Source organism: Mycobacterium riyadhense (assembly GCF_963853645.1).
GTDB lineage: Bacteria > Actinomycetota > Actinomycetes > Mycobacteriales > Mycobacteriaceae > Mycobacterium > Mycobacterium riyadhense.
Window position 1 is genome coordinate 3,519,686 of record NZ_OY970456.1, and the last position, 23,935, is coordinate 3,543,620.

Sequence of the window (23,935 nt, forward strand, 5' to 3'; positions counted from 1 at the left end):
GTTATCGGGGCCTCGGCGTGCCTCACACAATTGGTGCGCGTGGCCGGCCGTGGTGCCTCACGTCGTTTAAGCGCGTGGCCCGGAAGGTTTGCCCGACGTGGAGGACAAGATCGATATGGCCGCCGACGGCAGGTGTGTGGTTCCCCCGAAATCGTGGAGGGTTTCCTATGCTGCTGCCGGCCTGGTCTTGGATTTGTTTTGCGCCTGACTTCGCGATCGCCGATTTTGCGGTGACCACCCAGGAAACGACTGGGACAACACCTTCGTTTGGCACCTCAGTCGTATCCTGCTGGGCCGCAGGAACATCCGGGCTTCTTCGACAATCAAATGTGCATTCGTGCCGCTGATACCGAATGCTGACACTCCAGCCCGGCGGGTGCCGTCCTTGTGAGGCCACTGCTGCGCCGTGGTGGCTAACAAAAGCTTTCCGGCGCCCAATCCACATACGGGACGGGTTCGTTCACATGCAACGTCGGCGGGATGACCCCATTACGCACCGCCTGCACCATCTTGATCACCCCGGCCACTCCGGCGGCGGCTTGGGTGTGGCCGATGTTGGATTTGACTGACCCAAGCCACAACGGCACGCCGTCTGGCCGGCGCCGACCGTAGGTTGCCATCAGGGCTGCTGCTTCTATCAGATCGCCCAGCATCGTGCCGGTACCATGGGCTTCCACCACGTCCACGTCGGCGGGCTCCACGCCAGCGTTAGCCAGTGCTCCGTTGGTTATCGACCACTCCGATAACAAGGAGAAGGCGGCACCGACCTGGAAGAATTCCTACGGTCACCACCCCGCTGCTGGCCTTTTTGGACCGCCCCGAGATCGCCGGGGGTGAAGCGCTGGCGGGGCTGCTGCGCACCGGTCGCGTCGGCTCCGACATCGCCGCCGACCACGTCAAGGTCCTTAAGCAGGCGCTGGCTTCGCTGCCCGTGGCGTGGCGGCCCGACGCGAATCATCGCGACGACTGCGACAAGTCATGCAGCAATCACGTCGGCCAAATAGCTCGATCGATCAATCCTGTGGGCCGCCGCGGCGGCGTCCACGGCTTCACGCACTGCCACAGGGATACGCATAGTGATGACATGACGGGCCGAGCTGAACTCTGCCGGTTGTACTTGGTCCAGCCGTGGTTCGACCTGCACCGACACCCGCACGTTGGGGTCGATGACAACCCGCAGTGGTTCGTGCAGGACTCAGCCCGCCCGACGCGGCGTGCGCTTTGTGCGTACCGCAGTCAGCTCTTCGGCGGCGAGGCGCGCAACTTCCTCCTCGCTGGGGGCGTGCTCGGGGCTGATGCCGGCCCAGATCCGCTCGAGGGTCTCGGCGAATTCCCGCCCGCGGCAGCTAGGGAACGATTGCATCTACCGCTCCAAGTGACACCGGTAGATGCGTGAGTCCGTGCAGCCCGATGTTGTAGTTGAAGGCCGGCTTGCCGGCCAAGGTCAGCTGGGGGAAGTGCTCGAACAACGACTGCAGCCCGATATGTAGCTCCATGCGAGCCAGCGCGGCCCCCAGGCAGGAGTGCACACCGGTACTGAAGGTGACGTGCTCGCGGGCGTTGGCGCGGGTGGTGTCAAAGATATCGGGGTGTGCGAAGAGTGCCGGGTCGCGGTTGGCACCGCCCACCAGAAGAAATATTGTTTCGCCTGCCCGGACGGGGTATCCGTGGATGTCGACGTGTTCGGTGGCGACCCGCCCCGCCAACAGGCCGGTCGTGTCATAGCGCAGGATCTCCTCGATCGCGTTGGGCCATCGGTCGGGGTTCGCGCGCAGCGCGGCGAGCTGATCGGGGTGTCGGACGAGCGTCACGACGGCCTTGCCCATGACATGAGTTGTGGTGATGAACCCCGCACCCAGGAGCAGCGCCGCCAGCAACCTGATCTCGACTTCGGTGAAATCGCCGGTGCGGATCACGTCGGACAGGATGCTGTTGGTGGAGTCGTCTTGACGGAGCCGCTCGATGTGCCTGGCGAGGTAAAGGTCGAGCTCGCGTAGATCTGTCGTCGCCGCCCGAAACTCGCGCCAGGGTACGGCGATGGAGCCGATCAATCTCGTTGTCGACACGCTGACCTCAAGAAGGTGGGGTATCTCGGCCGGTGGAATTCCGAGCATCTCGGCGATGACCGCGATGGGGATTCGCGAGGTGTACTGCCCGATCAAGTCGCACTCGGCGCTGCCCTCTAGATCGCGAAGCAGCCCGTCGGTGATTTCGTGAACGCGGGCACGAAGTCCTTCGAGGGCGCGGGGGGTGAACGTTCGCGAGACCAGGCGACGTAAGCGCGTGTGCTCGGGGGGGTCGGTGGCCAACATGGAGGGCGGGTCGAGGGGGTTCAGCACATCGGGGCTGGTCTTGGTCAGGATCCATTGGATGATGCGCAGCGGTGACCGCTCGCGGTACTTGACGGTCCTGAACCGGCCATCGCGCAAGACCTCTCGCACAATCTGTGCATCGGCAGTGACCCAACCCGCCCCTTTCACCGCGGACATGCGTCCGCGCCCACGAACTTGCTCGATGAGCGGATAAATATCGCTGGCCCGGTCGTTGTCGATTGTGAGCAGCCGCGCCAACGGATCACCCTGGCGTGCAAGCAGTTTCAGCGTCGCACCTGGGAATCCGTAACCCGCCGCCCAATGCGACCACTCCCGGACCGGTACCTGCATGTGATCACACCCCTTGGCAATCAGTCGCGGATGAGTTTAACGGCACCCAGCTGCCCCAGGGTCCAGCGCAAGCCTCTCACAACATACCGGGGTCTGTCCCACACGCGGTCGCGACGAAACCCGCTTTTCGCTTGCACATTCCGACGGGGCTGGGTCGCAAGGCGGGCGTATTGCCACTCCACCACGGCCTTAATCGCTGCCAGGGTCTGCTTCATCTCATGCTTAACCGCGGCCGGTTCCAAGCCGCAACTGCGGCCGCACGCTCACAGCGCATACCAACGTGCAGCCGGACACGGATTCGGCAGCGGGGCCACAGCGGTGATGTGTTGCTGCGCGAGATTACCGAGTTGTCGAATCAAGGCATCAGACAACATGGGACAAGTACACCGAATATGCGGACAACGTCGGGCGAACGGACGACGGAGCTGTATTCGACTGAAACGCAACGATATTGGTTGGTCACTCCGGCGCACTTGTCCGCAATCAAGATTCCAGCGAAGGTATCTCTCTTGCCGGACTCCCCCTCTACGTAGGCCTCTCCGAGGATTACCGAGATGACGAAAGCGAGGCGCATTTCGGGAGAACCCTCAGAAGGCCCGCTTGGAGCCTTCCTCAGCCTGCGGGTGCACCATAAAATGCGCTTGGCTATGCACTTAATAGCAGTGCAGGATATGTGTCATGAGTAAGCGAGTGAGCCTGATCCTCAAAGACACCGATGAAGCGGTGGTCGCGCCGTACCTCACCGAAGGCTCCGCGTCGTTCGAGGTGCTGCGCCAGTGGGCGAGGCAACGAGGCGAGGGCGACATCAAATCCGAAGCCGGCGCGCTTCGCGCACTGCTCCAGGCCGGAGCTGAAGCGCTCCGTGAACGCGTTCTCGATGCCGGATACGCCCAACTGGCCGCGGAGTTCAACAGCGAACCCGCCCGCGCCGAGCGGCAGGCGGCACGGGACCGCTACGCGCACAGGACCGAGGCCGGTCTATGAGTCGCGGGATGCGGAGCCAGACATACCATGTGGACCTGGGGCACGGCGCGAAGCCCTGGGTGGTCCTCAGCAACAACTCGCGGAACAGGAACCTGGACACGGTCTTGGCGGCTCGGATCACGACGACGAGCACGAATGCGCACGTACCTACAGTGGTGCCCTTGACCGACGCCGACCCTCTCGTCGGGTTCGTCCTGGTCGACGACATCGTGCAGCTCTACCACGATGAACTCACCGAATCCCTCGGCATCCTTTCTCCACCGACAATGCAGGAGATCAGTAGAGCTCTCCGTGATAGCACTCCCCTGAATGCACAGTCCGGAGGGGCCGTACGACCTCAGAAGCACAGGAACAGGGGCATGAGCGACTACCACTACGATGCCTTCCCGGCGCAGCTCGAAGGCGTGACCGGGAAATAATTGGCGAGTCCCCGTTACTGAGTCCACTTGATCTGTCCCCGCCGTTCGAGCCGTGGCTATGCGAGTTGAGGGATCGAATAGGTGGAACCTGCGGTGATGATGAGCGGCGACTTCGCCGAGGTAGGGCCGACACACCACGAGGTAGTCCGGGCTGGGTCCACGAACGGTCCACCGCGACCTCCACCGAGCTCGGGTTCGGCCCTGTGGTGACCCGCCTGCAGTGGTCGGCGCTGGCCAAGGTGGCCGCGCTGGCCGGGCTGACTGCCGAGCGGCTGACCCAGCCGGTGATCGATGACCAGCGAAAAGCGTTGATCGCCGCGATAACTCGTTACCGACCCGACAGCCACGGCACCAAGGCACTGAGCGCGGCGCTGTTCGGCGCGCAGACCACTTTGTTCCACCTCGGCGTCCTCGACACCGCGCCCCGCAAAACTGCCCCAGACCGCTCGGCCGAGCGGGCCGCCCAGTGGGCAGCGGTCCCACCCATGCTGGCCACCACCCTCACCGGTTAGATCGCCCAGACCCGGCTGTCGCCGCGGGCCTCGACAATGGTGCGCGTCGAGGGCGTGCTGCGCGAGTTCGCCGGCTGGCTGGCCGTCAATGCCCCCGAGGTGCACTGCGTCGCCGACCTACGTCGGGCGCACATTGAGGCCTACAAGCTGCACCTGTCTACCCGGCCCACCGCCGATCCGAATCGATGACAATTACCGTAACGAACTAATGGCGCGGGACATTAGTTGGCCACCAGCTAGCGACCGCCTGTTGAACTCAGCGCGCGCTATACCATACATTTTGGTATGCTATCGGGGCTTCGGCGCCTACCACGATATGCGGATCCACTCGGCCCTCCTGGGAGTACCCAACCTTGCGCAGCGCAGTATTCCTTATCTGGGGTGCCCCTGATGGTGGACACGTAACTGGTGGGGACTGCTGGTCCCGCGGGACGGCGGTAAGGATGTCCGTATGTCGGGCAACGCGTCGCAAGTACACCCCGCGTCGCACGTACACCCCGGAGTTTCCGTCATCCGCCGACGGCCGCCGTAAATCAGTTCGCGACCAACTGCGGAGGTGTTACTACGACGTCGCGTTGTCAGCAGACCCGGCGGCACTGCGCCTGGCCGCCGACGTCGTCGGGCCAGAACGACTGCTCTACGGGAGCGATTCCCCTTACTCCTGGGAGTTTCATTGTTCGCAACCGGAAGAACTGGGAAGGACCATTGGTGTCGGCGACCGATGACAAAGCGGCTCGGCTTTTCGATTCCCGGTTTGATTGCATGTAGCGATGCCAAAGGAGCAGAAGCGGACTTCGACCGCTACGACGAAGGACGCGTGGTTGCGGGTCGGCTACGCGATCCTGGCCGACGAAGGCTTCAAGGCCCTCAAGATCGATAACCTCACCGCGCAACTCGGGGTGACCAAAGGTAGCTTCTACTGGCACTTCACCGACATGGCTGCCTATAAGGCCGCGCTGGTGGCGAATTGGGCTCAGTGGCGAGACGACGACCACCAACAACTCAAGGACCTGGCGGACCTCGAACCTCGGGCGCGGCTGATCGAGATGATGTCGTTCTTGGTGAGTCCACGCTTCTGGATGCTGGAACGCGCCATGCGCGAGTGGGCACGGTCGAACCCGCATGCTGCTGCCAGCGTCGGTTCGTCCGATCGTCGCACTCGCCGTGCCGTGCGTCAGGCGTTCCTCGACCACGGGTTCGACGCAAAGACAGCCGAACAACGGGCCAACTGGACGTTCGCCTTCGGAATTGGCGCGCTGCACCTGTCAAAATCCATACGCTCGCATGTTGCGGTCGCCGATCGCGAAGATCTTGTCGAATTCATGCTGCGCCCCTGATTCTCTGAATCCCATGGGCTTACGCAACTGATCCCAAACGCTGCCCTCCGGATCGGGCCCCGCAGCGGCAACATCATTTTGTCGGGTAGGACATGCGAGTTCGGCTTTTCTCCGCTAAGTCCTTCGACGGTGTTGCGGGAGAGAGCTTTTCGGCACGCCTTCGGCCGGCTAGTGCGGACCGACCAGTCGGATTCGCAGTCAGCGGCTCATCAATGCTGCGCTGTGCTCTTGGGTGTCGGTGGCTAGCTCGGCCTGCATCGAAACTTCCGTTATGCCAGGTTGTAAGTTGGTTTTTCGCAGGTGATGCGAATACCTCTGCTTATGATACTGCCCTGCTCGTGGAGTGATTTGCGCTGTCGTACAGGGCGATTCGCTTAGTGGCGACGGGCGTCTGCCAGCGCTAGCGGTTCGACATCGGGCGCATTTGTGGGCACGTCTCCGAGTGGTTCTGACCTGCGCGTTTTGGGGCTTCGGATTGCAATATTTGCATTCTGCAATGCAAAATCTGCAGTCTGTGAGGAGGTCGGGTGGACGCAGGTGAGTTCAACTTCGTCAAAGCGCGGGCCGAGCATGGCACCAAGGAAGCGTTCCGGCTCCGCGACAAGCACTTTGATGTGCCGGAACCTTAACTTAGGACGAGCTCCAGTTCCGGTCTGCCGATGATGGCGTGCAGCGATCGCTGCCCGATGTTCCCGCTGGTCCACTGGATCACCCGCAGGGGACTGTCCGCGCTGGTTGTGATCATCGATGCTCCTTTGCGCCGGTGCCGACCACCTGCTGGGGAGCCACTATTGCTGCAACGGTTGATTGCAGCTATCGCTGGTCAGTGGTTGCCCTGACCCAATGCAAACATGGCACCGGAGAGGATCTGCGAAAAAGGATCGGCGCCGCCGCCAAAGGTGGCCTGAGTCGCCGGTGCAGTGATGGCCGCGGGATCGAAGCCTCGCACCGGGTCCACTTCAAGCGGAGCGGTCAGCGGATCGTCGTTTCGCGAATATCCCGCAGCCACCATGGGCGTCAGTTCAGCATCGAGCTGATTCAGCACGTCCTCCGGCACCCCGAGATAGCTGAGGGGCAATATCAGCGGGAGATGTCGTTGGGGAATCAGATATGTCGTTGTCGACGCACCCCTGGAGTTAACGGTTGTTCGGATGTTCTGCGGCGGAACCATACTCGGGTTGGTGAAGGCAACCGCAGTATGACCAGTAACGAGGCCCATGAACGTGTTGGCGAGGGTTACCAGGTTGTCCGGCCGGTCGGGGAAGTCGGCGATCGAGTCGTATGCAGCAATGAACATCTTGGTGTCGTACTGGCTTTCCACCGGAGGCGGGATCCGGTAGTCGAGTGCAGGAACGACGGAGCCAACGGGAAACATCGCGGTGAGGAAACTCTCACCGAAGGCGTGGCGCGCGATTGGGTCACCAAATGTGGCGAAGGTCAACTGATCTGGCGGTGGAGCGGTGGGATCATTGGCAAGCCGGGCCTGCACTGCGTCGACCACGAGCGAGCCTTCGGATAAGCCAATCGCGGTACCCCGACCACCTCTGCGGATCGCCGCATCCAGATTGTCTGCTCCGGTGACGACGGACTCGCCGACGCTGGGGCCGTCCATACCCAAGCCCGGAAAGCTTTCATCCAGTCGGCCGATGCCTGGGAAGAGTCGTTCCAGCACGTGGCCCTGAACCTGCCCTGCGGGGTAGTTGACAATTTGTCGATTCAGGTTCGGGAACCATTCGGCACCCTCGCGACGTATGTACTCGTCGTAGGGGATACCTAAAACGTGCGCGCCCCCCAGCGCATACGCCGTCCCGCCGCGCGCCGTCCCGTCTGCCGGAGCCTCGCCGATTGGCGTCTCGGCGGCTGGCGTCTCGTCGGCTGTCGCGATCCCAAATCCGAAACATCCTGTGGCGCTGACAGTTACCAGCGCGGTAACTCCTGCGAGTAGTTTCTTCATTCCTACTCCCCACCCGCTCGCTTGGTCTCGTAGTTTTGCATACATCGCGCGTCCCAACTAGCCCGGACCTTACTCCGCCGGCCCGGCCGGTGACCGCGACCGCAAGCTCGGCCGTGACGGCCACCAGTTCGCCCGCCCGACCAGCGTCGCGATGGCGGGCACCGTTACGGTGCGCACCACGAAGGTATCCAGCAAGATTCCGACACCGATCACGAAACCGCCCTGGATCACGGTGCTGATGCTGGAGAACAGGAGACCGAACATCGACGCGGCGAAGATCAGACCTGCCGCGGTAATCACACCGCCGGTCGCGGTCAAGGTGCGGATGACGCCGTAACGCATGCCGTGCGGAGACTCGTCACGCATTCGCGAGACGAAAAGCAAATTGTAATCGGCTCCCACCGCCACCAACACCACGAACGCTAATGGAGGCACACTCCAATGCAATTGCCCGCCAAGTACGAATTGAAACATCACGACGCCAATACCGAGCGCCGACAGATACGAAATCACGACCGAACCGACCAGATACAGAGGAGCGACAACCGCTCGCAACAGCGCCATCAAGGTGAGTAGCACAACGACGATGGTCACCAGGATGATGAATCGGATGTCGTGCTCATAATAGTTGCGCGTGTCCCGCAGCGTAACGGGATATCCAGCCATCGATACCGAGGCATCGTTCAATGCGGTGTTCGGTAGTGCTCCGCGGGCGGTATCGCCGATTGTATTGACCTGATCCATCGCTTCGGCGCTAAACGGATTGAGTTTTGTTTGCACCAAGTACCGCACCGAGTGGCCATCCGGCGAAATGAACATCTTTGCGGCCTTCATGAACTCGTCCATGTGCAGTAGCTGACGTGGAATATTCAACCCCGCCATTGACGGCCCTGCCGCGTCATGTTTCATCGCCAGTAGGAACGCCGATGCCTCGCCGAGCCCCGCACCCAGCTGTCTGATTTGGTCGACGAGTTGTTCCACGCCGTCAGCCAGCTGCCGGCTGCCGCCGACGAAGCGGTCGGCGCCTTGTTGGACGTTGGTCAGGCCCGCCTGCAGCCCTCCGGGTCGGTCCAGCCCCATGGAATGTAGCGCGTTAACCAAGGTGGTGAGTGCACCACGCAGTCGGTCTACCGTTGCGTTGAGGGTTTGCCTGTCTTGGAACGTCTCCAGTTGTCGAGACAGATCGTTGATCTGGTCGAGGCTGCCGTCACCACGCGCGCTGACCAGCCGCTGAAAATGGTCGCGGGTAGTGGTGCAGGAGGGATCGGCATCGCAGACCGGGTTGGCCTGCAGTGCCGTCAGCACCGGGGCTATCCAGGCGAACATGTCCTTGACGGCCGCAAAGTTCACGCCCATGGTGGCGCCTAGCGAATTGATGCTGCTTACCAGCTTGGCCGCGGTGGTGACTTCTTTGACCAGCTTGTCTCCACCGTATTGGCTTTTCATTGATGAGAATGCATCGATCAGACTCTGGATACTGGAAACCATCTGGTTGACTTGACCGCGCGCATCGACAAGGTTGTCGGCCAGCGTGTTGGCCCCTTTGACCAGTCGGTTGAGGTCATCGTCGTGGTCGCTGATCACACCGGATGCGCCGCCCAGCCGAGCGCCGATAGCGCCCGCCTGATAGGTGGCTCTGAACTGTTCCGGCACAACTCCCATAGGTCGGGTGATGCCACTGACCAGCGCGATATCCGGCAGTTGGCTCACTCGGTCGGCCAGTTGCTCCAAGTCTGCAAGGGCCTGCGGAGTGCGCAAGTCATGCGGTGACTGGACGAGGATGTACACCGGAATGGACTGATTCACCGGGAAATGATGTTCGAGCGCGGCATATCCGACCGAGCTCGAGGCGGACGATCGCAGGACCGTGCGATCGTCGTAGTTGAAGCGCACCAAGCCGGCGCAGCTAGCCAGAATGATCAACACAAGCACACTGGCAACCAAATGAACCTTGGGCCGGCGCACAATGCGTATCCCCGAACGCCGCCAAAATCGAGCGGTGAGTTCGCGCCGCGGCGTGACCCAGCCGCGTGGCCCGGCTATTACCAGAATGGCCGGCAGCAACGTGATCGCGGCAAGGAATGCCACACCGATCCCAATCGCCGACGACACGCCTACCGTCGAAAACACCCCCATCCGGGAGAAGCTTATTCCGAGAAAGGTGATTCCCACCGTCGCTGCGGAGGCGGTGATAACTTTTCCGATCGAGATCAATGCGAGCTTTACCGCTTTATCGAAATCTGCGCCGAGTCGCAAATGGTCGTGATAGCGGCTAATGAGAAAGACCGCATAATCCGTGCCCGCGCCGGCTATCATTGCGCTCAGAAATACGATGGACTGGTTCGAAACGGCGAAGCCGGTCAGTTGGGACAATCCAGCTACCACGGCCTGTGCGATCAGCAAGGACAGCCCGATCGCTATCAGCGGCAGCAGCATGGTGACGGGATTGCGGTAAACCAACAGCAGGACCACGAGCACCAGGACGGCGATCGCCAGCTCAATCGGAAGCCGATCGCGTTCGCCCGCGGCGGTGAGGTCGGCGACGGTGGCCGCGGGCCCGGTGAGGTTTGCTTTCAGCGACGTTGCCGCAGGGGTTCGTTCCAGGGTGTGTTTGACGACGTCGGCAACCCGCATGTAGGCGGCGTAGGACCGGGGCGTGCCCAACTCACCCGAAATGCCGACCGGCAGCACCCAGGATTTGTGGTCCTGGCTGGTCAAGGCCGGACGCAGGGATGGTGTGCTGAGGAAATCCTGCAACATCACGACATCCCGCGTGTCCTGGCGGAGCGCGTCCACCAGCTTGCGGTAAGCGGCTTCGTCGGCCGGACCAAGCCCGTTCTCGTTGGTCAGGACCACCAACAGGAGGTCGTCTGTGCCCGATTCGTGAAACGCTGCCGTCATTTTTCGGGCGGCAACGCTCGACGGCGCGTCGCTGGGCAAGATGGCGAGCGGATGCTTCTGGGCCATCGCGTTCAGGGACGGGAAAGTCAGCGGCAGTGCGACTGCAATCGCGACCCAGATCCCGATAACTACCCAGGGCCGCCACACCACAAAATCGGCTAGTCGTCGCACAGCAGCCTCACCACCCTCATCCTGCGGACTCGCCATCGTGTGCGCCCGCCCGCGGCACTCGTTGAGGCCCTGTCGAAACCGCGCAATTTCCTACCCCGCCGGCCCGGAAATTACGCATTTCAGAAGTGGCCATCGAATTACTCCACCCTACGCAACGCGTCCCCAATGCCCGATGTCAGCGACCCGCACACACACGGACTTCATCGCCGCCATATAGCGGGCAACTGATTTCTGGGCAACCGGATTGTCTGGAAACATTATCGCCATTGCCGTCCCCTCCTCGGACCTGAATATGTAGATGGTCAGTTGGTATGAATATCTTCCATCGGAGTAGATCCCGATGTTCTTCGCATAACCCAACTCGGCCGCCGCGAGCACAGCGTTAAGGGGGGCAGCGCCGCCATGCAAGAAGTTCGATACCGGAAAGTTCGGACGAGGCCAGCTCAACCACGGTGCCAATTCCAATACACGGTAATACGGCACTTTCGCCATGTCCAAACCTGAATCGAAAGAAGCCTGCGCTGCCCACGCGGCATCGCCGAAAGACGCTGCAGCTATCGGGACAGTTATCGGAACCAAGCCGGTAAACCAACCCTGAGTCATAAAGCTATCCGACGTTCTGCGTGTATCTCTGGGAGTAAGTCCGAAATATGTGGGAGCACCGGTAAATTCATGTTCCACCAGTGCGATGCAGGCAAACAGGCCGCCAATGAAGCGGGCGCCGGCCACCGTGCAGGCTGACTCGAATCTTGCTGTTTGTTCCGCATCCATCAAGAATTCTTTGACCATGCGGCTGTCACTCGGCTCAAATGGGTTGCCCAGTGGAAGTGGGAACTCGGGAAGGCATCCATCGTTATTCTCGGCGAAGTCAATCCAAGCGCGTACCTGCGGCGAATCGACGGTTAAAGTTGACGTGTACTGGCGCTCCTGGACACAGTAATCGTCAAAGCTGCCGGCATCGGGCAACGCGAGGGGTTTGCCGTCTCCCGTCAACGCTGTATACATTCCATGGGACTCCAACATCGTGATCCCAATCAACGCCGCATCCCCGTGGATATGATCAATACACGCATAGAATGTGAAATTGCTCTCGCTTTGGATAACTCCGAAGGTGAAGCAATCCCACTGCAGCGGATTCCGGTTTTGCACTACATGGTCGTGTAATTCTTCAACGGTCATTTTACCGTGATTGATCGGCGCAAATTCGATATCAGCAGGATCGCTGATGGTATGTCTGATGATGGCTCCGGTATCCGTGTACTCGAACCAACTGCGGTATGTATCATGCCGACGCAAATATGCGTTGAGCGCGTTATTCATGGCAGAAATATCGCACTCGCCGGGTACTTCACAGGTCGCGATGATTTCCCGTGAATAGTCGAGCCCCGAGGCTGTTCGTTCGTAATAACCCCGAAGATGTTGGGCCTGCATGTAGCTGACTGGTACAGAACTGACCGGCGCTTGCCGGGCCTTTTCCCGAGCCGCAATTGTGGGGTGCCAAGATGTGACTACGCCTGGGTTCAGCGTCCATTCATCAATTGAGCCGATCGTAATTTTTCCGATACGCAATATCGTCCTCCCCGGTCTGGACAGCTGCTGTCCGGCCACGCTGGTAGCGAGATCAGGGTAACCTCTTCCGCATTCACCGTCTCCGACCTGCGCGGATTCGCCCGCAACTGCACATGGATGCGCCAGGCGGCTATGGTGATGGAACGGTTCTTGAGAACGCGTGCGACGCAGGCCGAAGGCCGCAGTCCTGGCAATTTTGCTCGTACCGGCACGGTGAACTATTCATACTTGCGATACTCGTGCCGACTGGCGGCCGAAGACGTGGTTTGGAGGTACCACGGCCCCGACGCGGGCATCGAATCTTCGCCGGCAGAGGCAGGGAGGGACAACTGCATGGCAACCGTCGAGTATCGGACGGCGCGGGCATCGGGTTTTGCGATAGTGGGCTACGCGGCGCGATTTCCGGGCGCCGCCGACGCGGACGAGTTCTGGGATGTGCTGCGGCAAGGCCGGGACGCGGTGTCGGACGTGCCTTGGGAACGGTGGGATGTCGAGGAGTTCTTCGACCCAGAGCCCGGGGCGCCCGGGAAGATTGTGACTCGCCGGGCAGGCTTCATCGACGACATGGCGGGGTTCGACGCTCCGTTTTTCGGGGTGTCGCCGCGTGAGGTCAGGCTGATGGATCCGCAGCATCGGCTGTTGTTGGAGACGGCGTGGCACGCGCTGGAGCATTCGGGCACTGCACCAGCGGCTTTGGCGAACACCAAGACCGGTGTCTACATGGGTTTGTCCACCCATGACTACCTGGGAATGATGTCGGATGAGCTGAGTTACGACGAGATCGAAGCCCATATGGCAATTGGCACGGCGGCTGCCGCCGGAGCGGGTCGGATCAGTTATCGGCTCGGGTTGCAGGGACCGGCGGTCACAGTCGATACGGCGTGCAGCTCCTCGTTGGTGGCAATCCATCAGGCGTGCCAAGCGCTGCGGTTGGGCGAGTGTGACCTCGCTCTGGCCGGCGGCGCGAACGTTCTGATCAGCCCTGGCACCATGATCACTTTTTCACAGGCGCGGATGTTGGCTCCGGACGGCCGGTGCAAGACGTTTGACGCGGCCGCGGATGGCTACGTGCGCGGCGAGGGTTGCGGTGTCGTCGTCATGAAACGGCTTGATGACGCGATCCGCGACGGCGACCGGATTCGAGCCGTGGTCCGGGGCAGCGCGGTCAATCAGGATGGCGCATCGGGCGGTCTGACGGTGCCGAACGGCGTCGCTCAACAACGGGTCATCACCGAGGCGCTGGAGCGTGCCGGTGTCGTAGCCGGTGACGTCGGATACCTGGAGGCGCACGGAACCGGGACATCGCTGGGTGATCCGATCGAAGTCCAGGCCGCGGCTGCGGTTCTCGGCGACGGGCGCGACCCCAGCCGGCCGCTGCTGATCGGATCGGTGAAGACGAATATCGGTCATCTGGAGGCAGCCGCGGGGATCGCGGGCGTCATCAAGGTCATCCTGTCGCTCGAGCATGAGGTGTTGCCGAAGCACTTAAACTTTCGGAATCCGTCGCCGCACATTCCTTGGGATCAGCTTCCGGTGCGGGTCGTGGCGGAGGCCACCGCCTGGGAACGCGACGGTCGGCCCCGCGTTGCAGGGGTCAGTTCGTTCGGGTTCTCCGGGACCAACGCGCACATCATTCTTGAGGAAGCGCCTGATGTAGTAGGCCAAGTTGCTGCGTCACCGGGCCCGGTCGAGGCGCCCGTGGACCGACGGTTCAACCTGCTTCCGCTATCGGCAAGCAGCCCGGCCGCATTGGGGCAGATCGCCGATCGATACCGCAGGTGGTTGAGCGCGCATCCGGAGGCCACCTTGTCGGATGTTTGCTTCACCGCCGGGGTTGGGCGATCCCACCTCGAGCACCGGGCGGCATTGGTGGTGAATTCGACGGAATCGGCCATTGAGTTACTCGGTGCGCTCGCCGACGATCGCCCGGCACCGGGTTTGGTGCGGGGGGTATGCCCCGACAAGCCGAAGACAGCGTGGTTGTTCCCAGGTCAAGGCAGCCAGTTCGCCGGCATGGCTCGGGAGTTGTTCGAGACCGAGCCGGTGTTCGCCGAGACGGTGACCCGGTGCGCGGCGGCCGTCGCCGGCGTGCTCGAAAGACCAATGCTGGACGTTATTTTCGATGCGGATAGCCCGGATGGCTCGGATCCTCAAGACACCTTGCGGCAGACGCGCTACGCCCAGCCGGCCTTGTTCGCCGTGGAGATGGGCCTGGCCCGGCTCTGGCAGTCGTGGGGCCTGGAGCCTGACGTGGTGCTCGGCCACAGCGTCGGCCAGTATTCGGCTGCCTGTGTCGCAGGCGTGTTAACTCTCGAGGACGGAGCGCTATTGCTCGCTGAGCGCGGCCGCCTTTTCAACAGTTTGCCAGCCGGCGGTCGGATGGTCGCGGTTTTCGCCGACGCCGAGCGGGTCGAGAGCCTCACCGACGAGTTTCCGCAGTTGTCGGTGGCCGCCTACAACGGTGCCAATACCGTGCTGTCGGGACCCGCGCAGGATCTGGACCGGGCGGTGGCCGGGTTGATAGCCGACCGTGTCCGGTGTGACTGGCTGGAAACCAGCCACGCCTTCCATTCGGCGCTGTTGGATCCGGTCCTCGACGAATTCGAGTCGTATGCGAACCAGTTCGAGTTCGGCCCGCCACAACGGGTTTTGGTGTGCAACCGGACCGGCACGACCCTGGGCTGGCACGCGAAACCGGATGGCGCCTATTGGCGCCGCCATGCGCGGCAACCCGTCGAATTCGCAAAAAGCGTGCAGACATTGGCCGATCTCGGCTGCGCGGTGCTGCTGGAGGTCGGCCCGCAACCGGTGCTCACCGCCGCAGCCCTGCGAGCGTGGCCTGACCCGGCAACCGCACCGCGGGCGATCGCGTCATTGCGTCGAAACGGCGTTGACCATCGCCAGATCACCGAAGCCCTTGCCGACGCTTACATCGTCGGCCACCTGCCCGACTTCGGCGCTCTCCGGCAGGGGCCGACGCGCAAGCTCGACCTGCCCACCTATCCATTCCAGCATCGCCCGTACTGGTTCCGGGATAAGCGGGTCCGGCCGACCCGGTCTTCCGCCCAGTCCGATGCCATGCGTACCAAAGCCATCCGGCTTCTAGAAGACGGCCGCATCGAGGAACTCGCTTCGCTGCTCGATGGTGCGAGCGGCAATCAACAGACCGTCGACGTGCTGACAAGGCTTGCCAGACAACACAACCAACAGCGTGAGGCCCAGAGCGTGGCGGACGCCCGCTACGAGATTCGTTGGGAGAAATCCACCGTCTCAGATGCGGAAGCCGACGAGCCGTCTGCCTGGCTCCTCGTTGGCGATAACGCCGCCGTCGTTGCGCCATTGGTCGACGCGCTGACCGCACGCGGCCATCGGTACCGGATCCTCGGGCTGCCGGTGTCCGATGCGGACTCCGAACGGCTCGAAATCGCGTTGCGCGCTGCGGTGGCAGACGAACCGGGGCTGCGTATCTTGTATCTCGCGGCCCTCGATGACAGTGCGCCGTCGATGCGGTCGCTGTTGGCGATGCAACACCGAGTCCTGGGCGGAATCAGGCACCTCTTCCGCGCCGCGCTCGCCGCTGAACTCCGCACACCCATCTGGCTGATATCCCGTGGGGCACAACGGGTCATTAGCACCGACACCGTGTCGCCGGTGCAGTCCTGCCTGTGGGGGTTCGGCCGCGCTGCCTCGCTGGAACATCCGCAGCTGTGGGGCGGACTGGCGGATCTTTCCGAAGGCGGCACCGACGACTGGTCGGCCTTGATCGATCAGTTGGTGGCCGTCCCGCGCGGCGCGGCCAGCAGGGAGGACCAAGTCGCGCTGCGCGATCTTGCGGTCTATGTTGCCCGGCTGTCTCGATGCGCAGCACAGCCGACTTCAACACCGCTGGCACTGCGTGGTGACGCGACATATTTGGTGACCGGCGGGCTGGGTGCGGTCGGACTGGAGATCGCCGGATATCTCGCCGCGCACGGCGCCCGGCAGCTGGTGCTGACCGGCCGACGCTCACCCAGCGATGCGGCGCAACAGCGCATCGATGCGCTACGCGAACAGTCCGGCTGCGAATTCCGGGTTATCGCGGCCGACGTTGCCAACCCGCACGACGTCGCTCGCCTCATCGTCACCGTGCAGTCCGAGCTACCGCCGCTGGCCGGCATCGTCCACGCCGCAGGCGAGATCGGTACCACCGGGCTGCGCACCCTGGACGACGCCGAAGTAGACCGAGTGTTCGCCGGGAAAGTTTGGGGCGCTTGGTATTTGAGTGAAGCAACGGCGGACATGCAATTGGACTTCTTCCTTTGCACCTCCTCGATCGCCGCGGTATGGGGCAGCTTCGGCCAGACCGCCTATGCCGCGGCCAATGCCTTCCTCGACGGGCTGGCCTGGCGGCTGCGCGAGCAGGGTATTCCGGGGATCAGCGTCAACTTCGGTCCGTGGATGGCGGGGATGGCCGACGAGGACGCCCGTGCGCAACTAGATCGGCGCGGGGTCAAGACATTGCCGCCCGCTGACGCACTGGCGGGGATGGCCGAACTCATGGCGGCTTCGTCAGCACAGGGGGTTGTGGCCCGGATCGACTGGGCCCGCTTCCTGGCGCTCTACCAGCAGGCCGGGAAGCGGTCATTCCTGGCGGAACTAGAGCGTGAGGTGCCCGAGTCCGCTCCGACACCGACGGCGTCGGGGACCACCCGATTGGTCGAGCAGCTCACCCTCGCTCCAGCGCAGCGGCGGAAAAAGATTGTCGTGGAGTATCTGCGCAACGTCGTCGCGGAGGTGACACGGATCGATGGGGCGGAGATCCGCGACGAGGCCGGATTCTTCGACCTCGGCATGGATTCGCTGATGGCCGTCGAACTGCGCCGCCGAACCGAGCAGGCAGTGGGCAGGGAGCTGCCGGCGACGCTCGCGATGGACCATCCACGCCTGGTCGACGTGGCGGATTACCTGCTCGGCGACGTGCTCGGCCTCAGCGGACAGCCATTTTCTGGTTCGGGGGCCCGGCCGGTCTCGGTAATGACCTCGGAAATGACCCGGCCGTCGGATGAACCGATCGCAATTATCGCGGTTGCCTGCCGTTTTCCGGGATCGCCCGATCCCGACGCTTATTGGGAGGTGCTGTCCGGCGGTGTCGATGCGATCAGGGAGATCCCGGATGACCGCTTCGACATAGACGACTATTACGACCCGGATCCCGAGACACCGGGCAAGATCTACAGCCGCTGCGGTGGATACCTCGACGAAATCGCCGGATTCGATCCGGAATTCTTCGGTATTTCACCGCGCGAGGCCGTGTGGATCGATCCGCAGCAGCGGCTGATGCTAGAGGTTGCGTGGGAGGGCCTGGAACGTGCCGGGTATTCGCCTGCGACGTTGCGCGGCAGTCGAAGCGGCATCTTCGTGGGGGTGGCTGCCAACGAGTATTCGCATCTACTGTCCACCGACTCGGTCGAGACCATCAAATCGCACTTCATCACCGGCAATGCGCTCAATGCCATCGCGGGTCGGGTCGCTTTCGTGCTGGGACTGGAAGGACCGGCGGTGGCGGTGGATACCGCGTGCAGTTCGTCGCTGGTGGCCGTCCATCAGGCCTGCCAGGCATTGCATTCCGGTGACTGCGATTTGGCGCTGGCCGGTGGGGTGAACGTCTTGTTGAGCCCGGCATCCATCGTTGCCGCCGCACGCGCCAGGATGCTGTCCCCCGACGGAAGATGCAAGACCTTCGACGCCGCCGCCGACGGCTATGTGCGCAGCGAAGGATGCGGGATTTTGGTGCTCAAGAGGCTGAGCGATGCGGTGCGCGGCGGCGATCGTATTTGCGCGGTCATCCCGGGCAGCGCGGTCAATCAGGACGGCGCTTCTAGTGGTTTGACCGTGCCCAACGGCGGTGCACAGCAACGGCTTATCTCCGCGGCGCTAGCTCGTGCCGGCATTGGCGGTTCCGATGTTGACTACCTTGAAGCGCACGGGACGGGCACCTCGCTCGGGGACCCGATCGAGGTCCAGGCCGCCGCGGCCGCCTATGGTGGCGGCCGTGACCCGAACCGGCCGCTGTTGCTCGGATCGGTGAAGACCAACATCGGCCACCTCGAGTCGGCAGCGGGGGTAGCCGGTCTGATCAAGGTCGTGTTGTCTCTGCAGCACGACGTTCTGCCGCAGAACCTGCACTTCGAGAAACCGTCACCGCACATTCCATGGGACTTGTTGCCGGTGCGGGTCGTGGACAAAGCAATTCCCTGGCAGGCCAACGGCAGGCCACGCCGTGCCGGAGTGAGTTCCTTCGGGTTCACCGGCACGAATGCCCATGTCCTGATCGAGGAGGCGCCACCACGATCGGCGACCGCTGACGAACACTCGGCAGACGACGTCGCCGTGGGACCGGAGTCGGACGCCTCAGCTGGACCGGTCAGCGTGTTGCCGCTGTCGGCGCGCTCACCGGAGGCGCTGGTGGCGGTGGCGCAGCGATATGCGGCCTGGCTGGATGCGCACCCAAAGGTCGACATCACCGATGTGTGCTTCACGGCCGGGGTCGGGCGTTCGAAGTTCGAACACCGAGCCGCGCTCGTCGTCGATTCGGTACCGGGCGCACGGGAGCTACTGGCCGAGTTGGCCGAGAACAGGCTGCGACCGGGCGTAGTACGTGGCGAGTGCGCTGACCCGCCTACGACGGCGTGGTTGTTCACCGGGCAGGGCAGCCAGTACCCAGGGATGGCGCGCGAGCTGTTCGACGCCGAGCCGGTGTTCGCCGATACCGTGACACGATGCGCGGACGCGGTCGACGGTATGTTGCCGCGTCCGTTGCTGGAGGTGCTGTTCGCCACCGACAGGGACACCGGCGGCGAAGCCGGAAAAACACTGCGGCACACCTCTTTTGCTCAGCCTGCGCTTTTCGCCGTCGAGATGGGCCTGGCCCGGCTGTGGCAGTCGTGGGGCATCGAGCCCGATGTGGTGCTTGGGCACAGCGTGGGCCAATACGCGGCGGCGTGTGTGGCCGATGTGTTCAGTCTCGAAGACGGTGCACGGTTAGTGGCCGAACGCGGCCGGCTATTCGGCAGTCTGCCTGGGGGCGGGCGAATGGTGGCGGTCTTCGCCGACGCAAAGGACGTGGAGGGCGTCGCCGAAAAATTTCCGCGGGTTTCGGTTGCCGCCTACAACGGTCCCAACACGGTGCTGTCGGGCCCGGGCGCGGATCTGGAACAGATTGTCGCCGCGTGCAGCGATGACGGGATCCGTTGCTCGTGGCTGGACACCAGTCACGCTTTCCATTCCGAGTTACTCGAACCGGCGCTCGACGAATTCGAGTCGTACGCAGCGCGCCTGAAGTTCGCCGTCCCGACTCGACCGCTGGTCTGCAACCGCACCGGGGCGGTGCTCACGGCGGAAACCCCACTGAACGCCCAATATTGGCGGCGGCATTCCCTCCAGCCGGTGCAATTCGCCGAAAGTGTGCGCACCGTTGCGCAGCTCGGATGCTCGGTGTTGATGGAGATTGGTCCGCAACCGTTTTTGACCGCAGCTGCGGTGCAAGTTTGGGAATCCTCGGCCGCGCCGCGTGCGATCGTTTCCCTGCGCAAGGGCGCCGATGCCCGGCGTCAGATGGCAGAAGCGCTAGCCGCGGCGTATGTCGCCGGGCATCGGCCCGATTTCGCTGCGCTGCACCAGCTACCGCGCCGCAGACTCGAACTGCCGACCTATCCGTTCCAGCGCCGTCAGTTCTGGCCCAAAACTTCCGCCATCGCGGGCATAGCCGGCGAGGGTGGTGCCGTAGCCGAAATCCTAGGTAGTGCAAAGGATCTCGCGTCCGGCGACGTTGTATACACCAGCCGGCTGTCCGTCAAATCGCAGCCGTGGCTGTCCGATCACGTCATCTATGGCACCGTTGTGGTTCCGGGCGCGACGTACGCGACGATGGCCCTTGCCGCGGTCGGGCCGCCGGCGCGGGTACAAGAAGTCTTCTTTTATGAACCGATCATCCTGGGCGACAAGAGTTCCCGGGAAGTGCAGCTCACGTTGCATCCGACCGACGACAGCCGAGGTGGCACATTTCAGGTGCACAGCCGCCCGTACGGTGCTCGCGATGCCGAGTGGTCGTTGAACGCCGATGGCACAGTCGTCACCGGTGTCGACGATGAGCCGTCATCCGATTCGGCGGATTCCATCGATGTCGTATGCGAGCGGTTGAATCGCACGCGTCCGCAGCAGCTGTTCGACACCTTCGCCGACATGGACCTGGCGTGGGGACCCACCTGGTCCACTTCCCTGAAATCGCTGTGGGTCGGTGAGGGTGAGGCGGTCGGCGATGTCGTCATCGGCGACGAACTCGCCGAACAGCTCGGAAGCGAGCCGATCCATCCGGTCCTGCTGGACCTGTGCACCGGAATCGCCTTCCCGGCCTTCCCGGCGCTTCTCGCGGCGACCGAACAAGGGATGGTGGCCGATCTGTTCCTGCCGCTGCGCTACGGCCAGGTCATGCTGCGCAAGCGAATGCCACGGCGGTTCTACTGCCGCGCGAGGTGGCAGGCTGGCGGTCTGGACAGCGAAACCCAAGTCTTCGATCTGGATTTCGTCGATCGGGATGGTCACCAGCTGGGCGGAATCCGCGAGTTCACGGTGAAACGCGCGCCCCGGGAGGCGCTGTTGCGCGGGCTTGGCGGCGATGCCACTCGGCTCCTCTATACCCTCGGCTGGAACGAGGTGCCGCCGCCGGCGTCGAGCAGTGATATCGGGGCCCCCGACAACCCCGACGGGACATGGCTGATTGCCGGATTCGAGGAGCTGGCGGCCGAGCTGCCAAGTTGCATCCGCTGTAATGGCACTCCAGATCCGGAGCACTGGCAGCGGCTTTCCGCACAGGCGCAGGAGCGCGGTGCGCCGATCAGCGGCATCGTCTGGCGCAGCACCGGGCAGCCGAGCGCAGAAGAGTCGAGCGCTGAATTCGCCGCGCGGCTGGAGACCGAGATCGCCGGCCTGGTCAGTGCCGTGCATACCCTGCTGGCTGACGAGACGGTGAAACTCGTTGGCGGACTGTGGATCATCACCGAAAGGGCTGTGGCGACCGAGCCCGGCGAGCCGGTTGACCCGGTGCAGGCGGCGCTGTGGGGGCTCGGACGCACCATCATCGCCGAGCAGCCGACCCTGCGGTGCAGGTTGGTCGACCACGACGGATCCGACGACACCGTGCCCTCGCTAGCCAGCCTGCTCGGCGCACCCGGCACACCCGTTGCGGAACCCGAACTCGCACTGCGACAAGGAAAGTTCCTGGTATCGCGGCTACTGCCATGGGCGCGCAGCGGGCAGCTCGCGGTACCACGCGCGAATGACTATGTCTTGGCACCGACCGAACGCGGTGCTATCGATAACCTGCGTCTGGCTGAGACGGAAGTGCCGCCGCCGATTGCGGGCCAGGTGCAGATCCGGGTGGAGGCCGCGGGTCTCAACTTCCGGGATGTGCTCAATGTGCTGGGCCTCTACCCGGGCGATCCGGGGCCGATCGGCGGTGACTTCTCCGGCATCGTCACCGAGTTGGGTACCGGCGTCGCCGGATTCGAGGTTGGCCAACGCGTCATGGGCTTCATGCAGGGGGCGTTCGCCAGTCGGGTCAATGTGCCTGCCCAGTTGCTGGCGCCGGTGCCCAAAGGGCTGAGCGCGGTAGCCGCGGCGAGCTTACCCGCTGCGGCACTTACGGCCCGACTCGCGTTCGACTGGGCGAAGCTGCGGCCCGGTGACCGGGTGCTCGTCCACGCCGCCAGCGGCGGCGTGGGACTGGCCGCGATCCAGTTGGCACAGCAGTGCGGTGCAATCGTCTTTGCTACCGCCAGCACCTATAAACGCGCGACGCTGCGCAGGATGGGTGTGGAAAACGTCTACGACTCGCGCAGTACGGACTTCGCCGATCAGATTTTGACGGATACCGGCGGCTCGGGTGTGGATGTAGTCCTCAACTCCCTGACCAATGAAGGATTCGTCGAGGCGACCGTGCGGGCCACCGCCCGGAATGGCCGGTTCGCCGAGATTGCCAAGCGAGACATCTGGACGCGCGCGCAGATGGCGGCGATCCGTCCCGATATCGACTACGAGATCGTTGCGCTGGACGCGACCATCGCGCAAGACCCAGAGCGCATCCGGGGCTTGTTGGCCGAGGTGTCGGACGGGTTGGCAAGCGGCGAGTGGGCGCCGCTGCCTGCCGAGATCTACCCGCTAACGGAGGCGAGGATAGCGTTTCGCCGTATGCAGCAAGCGCGGCATATCGGGAAGATCGTGCTTCAGGTGCCGAACCCGCTACAGCCTCGCGGCGGTCGGAGCTATCTGATCACCGGCGGTCTCGGCGCGCTCGGCCTGCACACCGCGGCGTATCTAGCCCAACTCGGGGCCGGTGACATCGTGTTGACCAGCCGGCGCCTGCCCGATGCGAACGCACAACGCGCAATCGCCGACATCATGGAGCGCTACCGGTGTCGGATACATGCCTTTGCGGCCGATGTCGGCGACGAGTCTCAGGTCGCAGAGCTGCTGAGCCGGATCCGGGCGGAGTTGCCGCCGCTCGCGGGGGTGGTACACCTGGCGGGCGTGCTCGACGACGCGCTGCTACCACAGCAGAGCGTGGAACGCTTCCGGACGACCCTGCTGCCAAAAGCGTTGGGTGCCTGGCATTTACATCGGCTGACCAGGGAGGACGAGCTCGAGTTCTTCATCGCCTACTCGTCGGCCTCCAGCGTGCTCGGTTCACCCGGCCAGGCCAACTACGCCGCCGCTAACGCGCTGCTCGACGGGCTTGTTGCGTACCGCAAGGCGCGAGGACTGCCTGCGACCAGCGTTAACTTCGGTCCCTGGGCGAAGGGCGGCATGGCCACTTCGCACGCCGCGCGCGCCAATCTTGGTGCGCAAGGCATGGTTTCGCTGGAACCCACGGCCGCCCTCAACGCGCTAGGTGAGATTGTCGCTCACGGCACAGGACAAGCAACCGTCATCAAGGCCAATTGGCAGCGTGCCGCGAAGGTGCTGGGCGGTTCTCGCCCACCGATTCTCGACCACGTGCTGCCCAGCGCTGTCGCGGCGACAACCGGCGACAGTGAGTTGCTCCGGCAACTACACGAGGTACCCGAGGTGCAGCGCGCCAATTTCCTGACCGAATTCCTGCAGCGCGAAGTGCAAAGTTTCCTGCGCCTCGCCCAACCGCCGTCCGCAACCAGCCGGTTCCTGGATCTGGGTACGGATTCTCTGATGGCGGTCGAACTCCGTAACCGGTTGCTCGGCCAGTTCGGTGGCGCGTTCGCGATCAGCGCTACCGCGGTGTTCGACTATCCGACGATCAGGTCGCTCGCTGAGTACCTGGCTGGTCAGGTGCCGGAGCTGGTCGCACCGTCGGACGCCGTGGAATCCGTCGGTGCTCTTGAGTCGGGCTAGCGAGGCTGGAGGCCAGTCGCTCGTC

Annotated in this window: 10 protein-coding genes and 4 pseudogenes; 8 read left to right on the forward strand and 6 right to left on the reverse strand. The window is 63.3% G+C overall.

Annotated elements, in window-relative coordinates; all coding sequences use genetic code 11:
• Positions 1-202 precede the first annotated feature (202 nt).
• A pseudogene (locus AADZ78_RS29115) lies at positions 203-743 on the reverse strand (ketoacyl-synthetase C-terminal extension domain-containing protein); the annotation flags it as partial.
• Here AADZ78_RS29115 and AADZ78_RS15620 point away from each other — a divergent pair.
• A pseudogene (locus AADZ78_RS15620) lies at positions 670-973 on the forward strand (IS1380 family transposase); the annotation flags it as partial. The pseudogenes AADZ78_RS29115 and AADZ78_RS15620 overlap by 74 nt on opposite strands.
• Before the next feature lie 373 nt (positions 974-1,346).
• On the opposite strand, the gene AADZ78_RS15625 reads toward AADZ78_RS15620, so the two are convergent.
• Complete coding sequence (locus AADZ78_RS15625) at positions 1,347-2,663, reverse strand: cytochrome P450 (RefSeq protein WP_085251834.1); 1,317 nt, start codon at positions 2,661-2,663, stop codon at positions 1,347-1,349.
• Between the two features lie 678 nt (positions 2,664-3,341).
• On the opposite strand from AADZ78_RS15625, the gene AADZ78_RS15630 reads away from it, so the two are divergent.
• The 6 genes and pseudogenes from AADZ78_RS15630 to AADZ78_RS15655 all read left to right on the forward strand — a co-directional run.
• Entirely contained in the window at positions 3,342-3,647 is a 306-nt protein-coding gene (locus AADZ78_RS15630; protein WP_239656719.1) for a hypothetical protein, read from the forward strand.
• A gap of 8 nt (positions 3,648-3,655) precedes the next feature.
• Positions 3,656-4,066: a type II toxin-antitoxin system PemK/MazF family toxin gene (locus tag AADZ78_RS15635; RefSeq protein WP_239656718.1), complete on the forward strand. Its 411-nt coding sequence runs from the start codon at positions 3,656-3,658 to the stop codon at positions 4,064-4,066.
• A 206-nt stretch (positions 4,067-4,272) separates the two neighbouring features.
• Positions 4,273-4,578 carry a hypothetical protein gene (locus AADZ78_RS15640; RefSeq protein WP_204079875.1) on the forward strand — a complete coding sequence of 102 codons (306 nt, stop codon included), beginning with the start codon at positions 4,273-4,275 and terminating at the stop codon, positions 4,576-4,578.
• Positions 4,579-4,614: 36 nt separating this feature from the next.
• Positions 4,615-4,767 (forward strand): hypothetical protein, encoded by a 153-nt coding sequence (locus AADZ78_RS15645; protein ID WP_169726361.1) that lies wholly within the window; start codon positions 4,615-4,617, stop codon positions 4,765-4,767.
• Between the two features lie 581 nt (positions 4,768-5,348).
• Entirely contained in the window at positions 5,349-5,915 is a 567-nt protein-coding gene (locus tag AADZ78_RS15650; protein WP_085251839.1) for a TetR/AcrR family transcriptional regulator, read from the forward strand.
• 536 nt (positions 5,916-6,451) lie between these two features.
• A pseudogene (locus tag AADZ78_RS15655) lies at positions 6,452-6,544 on the forward strand (enoyl-CoA hydratase/isomerase family protein); the annotation flags it as partial.
• 5 nt (positions 6,545-6,549) lie between these two features.
• Here the strand turns inward: AADZ78_RS15655 and AADZ78_RS15660 are convergent.
• From AADZ78_RS15660 to AADZ78_RS15675, 4 genes and pseudogenes are all read right to left on the reverse strand, one after another.
• A pseudogene (locus AADZ78_RS15660) lies at positions 6,550-6,660 on the reverse strand (dihydrodipicolinate reductase); the annotation flags it as partial.
• 78 nt (positions 6,661-6,738) lie between these two features.
• Entirely contained in the window at positions 6,739-7,869 is a 1,131-nt protein-coding gene (gene pe, locus AADZ78_RS15665; RefSeq protein ID WP_085251840.1) for an acyltransferase PE, read from the reverse strand.
• 69 nt (positions 7,870-7,938) lie between these two features.
• Positions 7,939-10,941, reverse strand: coding sequence for an RND family transporter (locus AADZ78_RS15670; RefSeq protein WP_239656826.1), 3,003 nt, complete (start codon positions 10,939-10,941; stop codon positions 7,939-7,941).
• A 147-nt stretch (positions 10,942-11,088) separates the two neighbouring features.
• Positions 11,089-12,510: a condensation domain-containing protein gene (locus AADZ78_RS15675; RefSeq protein ID WP_085251842.1), complete on the reverse strand. Its 1,422-nt coding sequence runs from the start codon at positions 12,508-12,510 to the stop codon at positions 11,089-11,091.
• 333 nt (positions 12,511-12,843) lie between these two features.
• Between AADZ78_RS15675 and AADZ78_RS15680 the strand changes: the two genes are divergently transcribed.
• Positions 12,844-23,910 (forward strand): type I polyketide synthase, encoded by an 11,067-nt coding sequence (locus tag AADZ78_RS15680; RefSeq protein ID WP_085251844.1) that lies wholly within the window; start codon positions 12,844-12,846, stop codon positions 23,908-23,910.
• Positions 23,911-23,935: the final 25 nt, after the last annotated feature.

Coding starts and splice junctions, on each gene's coding strand:
- AADZ78_RS15625 (WP_085251834.1), bottom strand. CDS start 2,663: ATGCAGGTACCGGTCCGGGAGTGGTCGCATTGGGCGGCGGGTTACGGA.
- AADZ78_RS15630 (WP_239656719.1), top strand. CDS start 3,342: ATGAGTAAGCGAGTGAGCCTGATCCTCAAAGACACCGATGAAGCGGTG.
- AADZ78_RS15635 (WP_239656718.1), top strand. CDS start 3,656: ATGCGGAGCCAGACATACCATGTGGACCTGGGGCACGGCGCGAAGCCC.
- AADZ78_RS15645 (WP_169726361.1), top strand. CDS start 4,615: ATGGTGCGCGTCGAGGGCGTGCTGCGCGAGTTCGCCGGCTGGCTGGCC.
- AADZ78_RS15650 (WP_085251839.1), top strand. CDS start 5,349: ATGCCAAAGGAGCAGAAGCGGACTTCGACCGCTACGACGAAGGACGCG.
- pe (WP_085251840.1), bottom strand. CDS start 7,869: ATGAAGAAACTACTCGCAGGAGTTACCGCGCTGGTAACTGTCAGCGCC.
- AADZ78_RS15680 (WP_085251844.1), top strand. CDS start 12,844: ATGGCAACCGTCGAGTATCGGACGGCGCGGGCATCGGGTTTTGCGATA.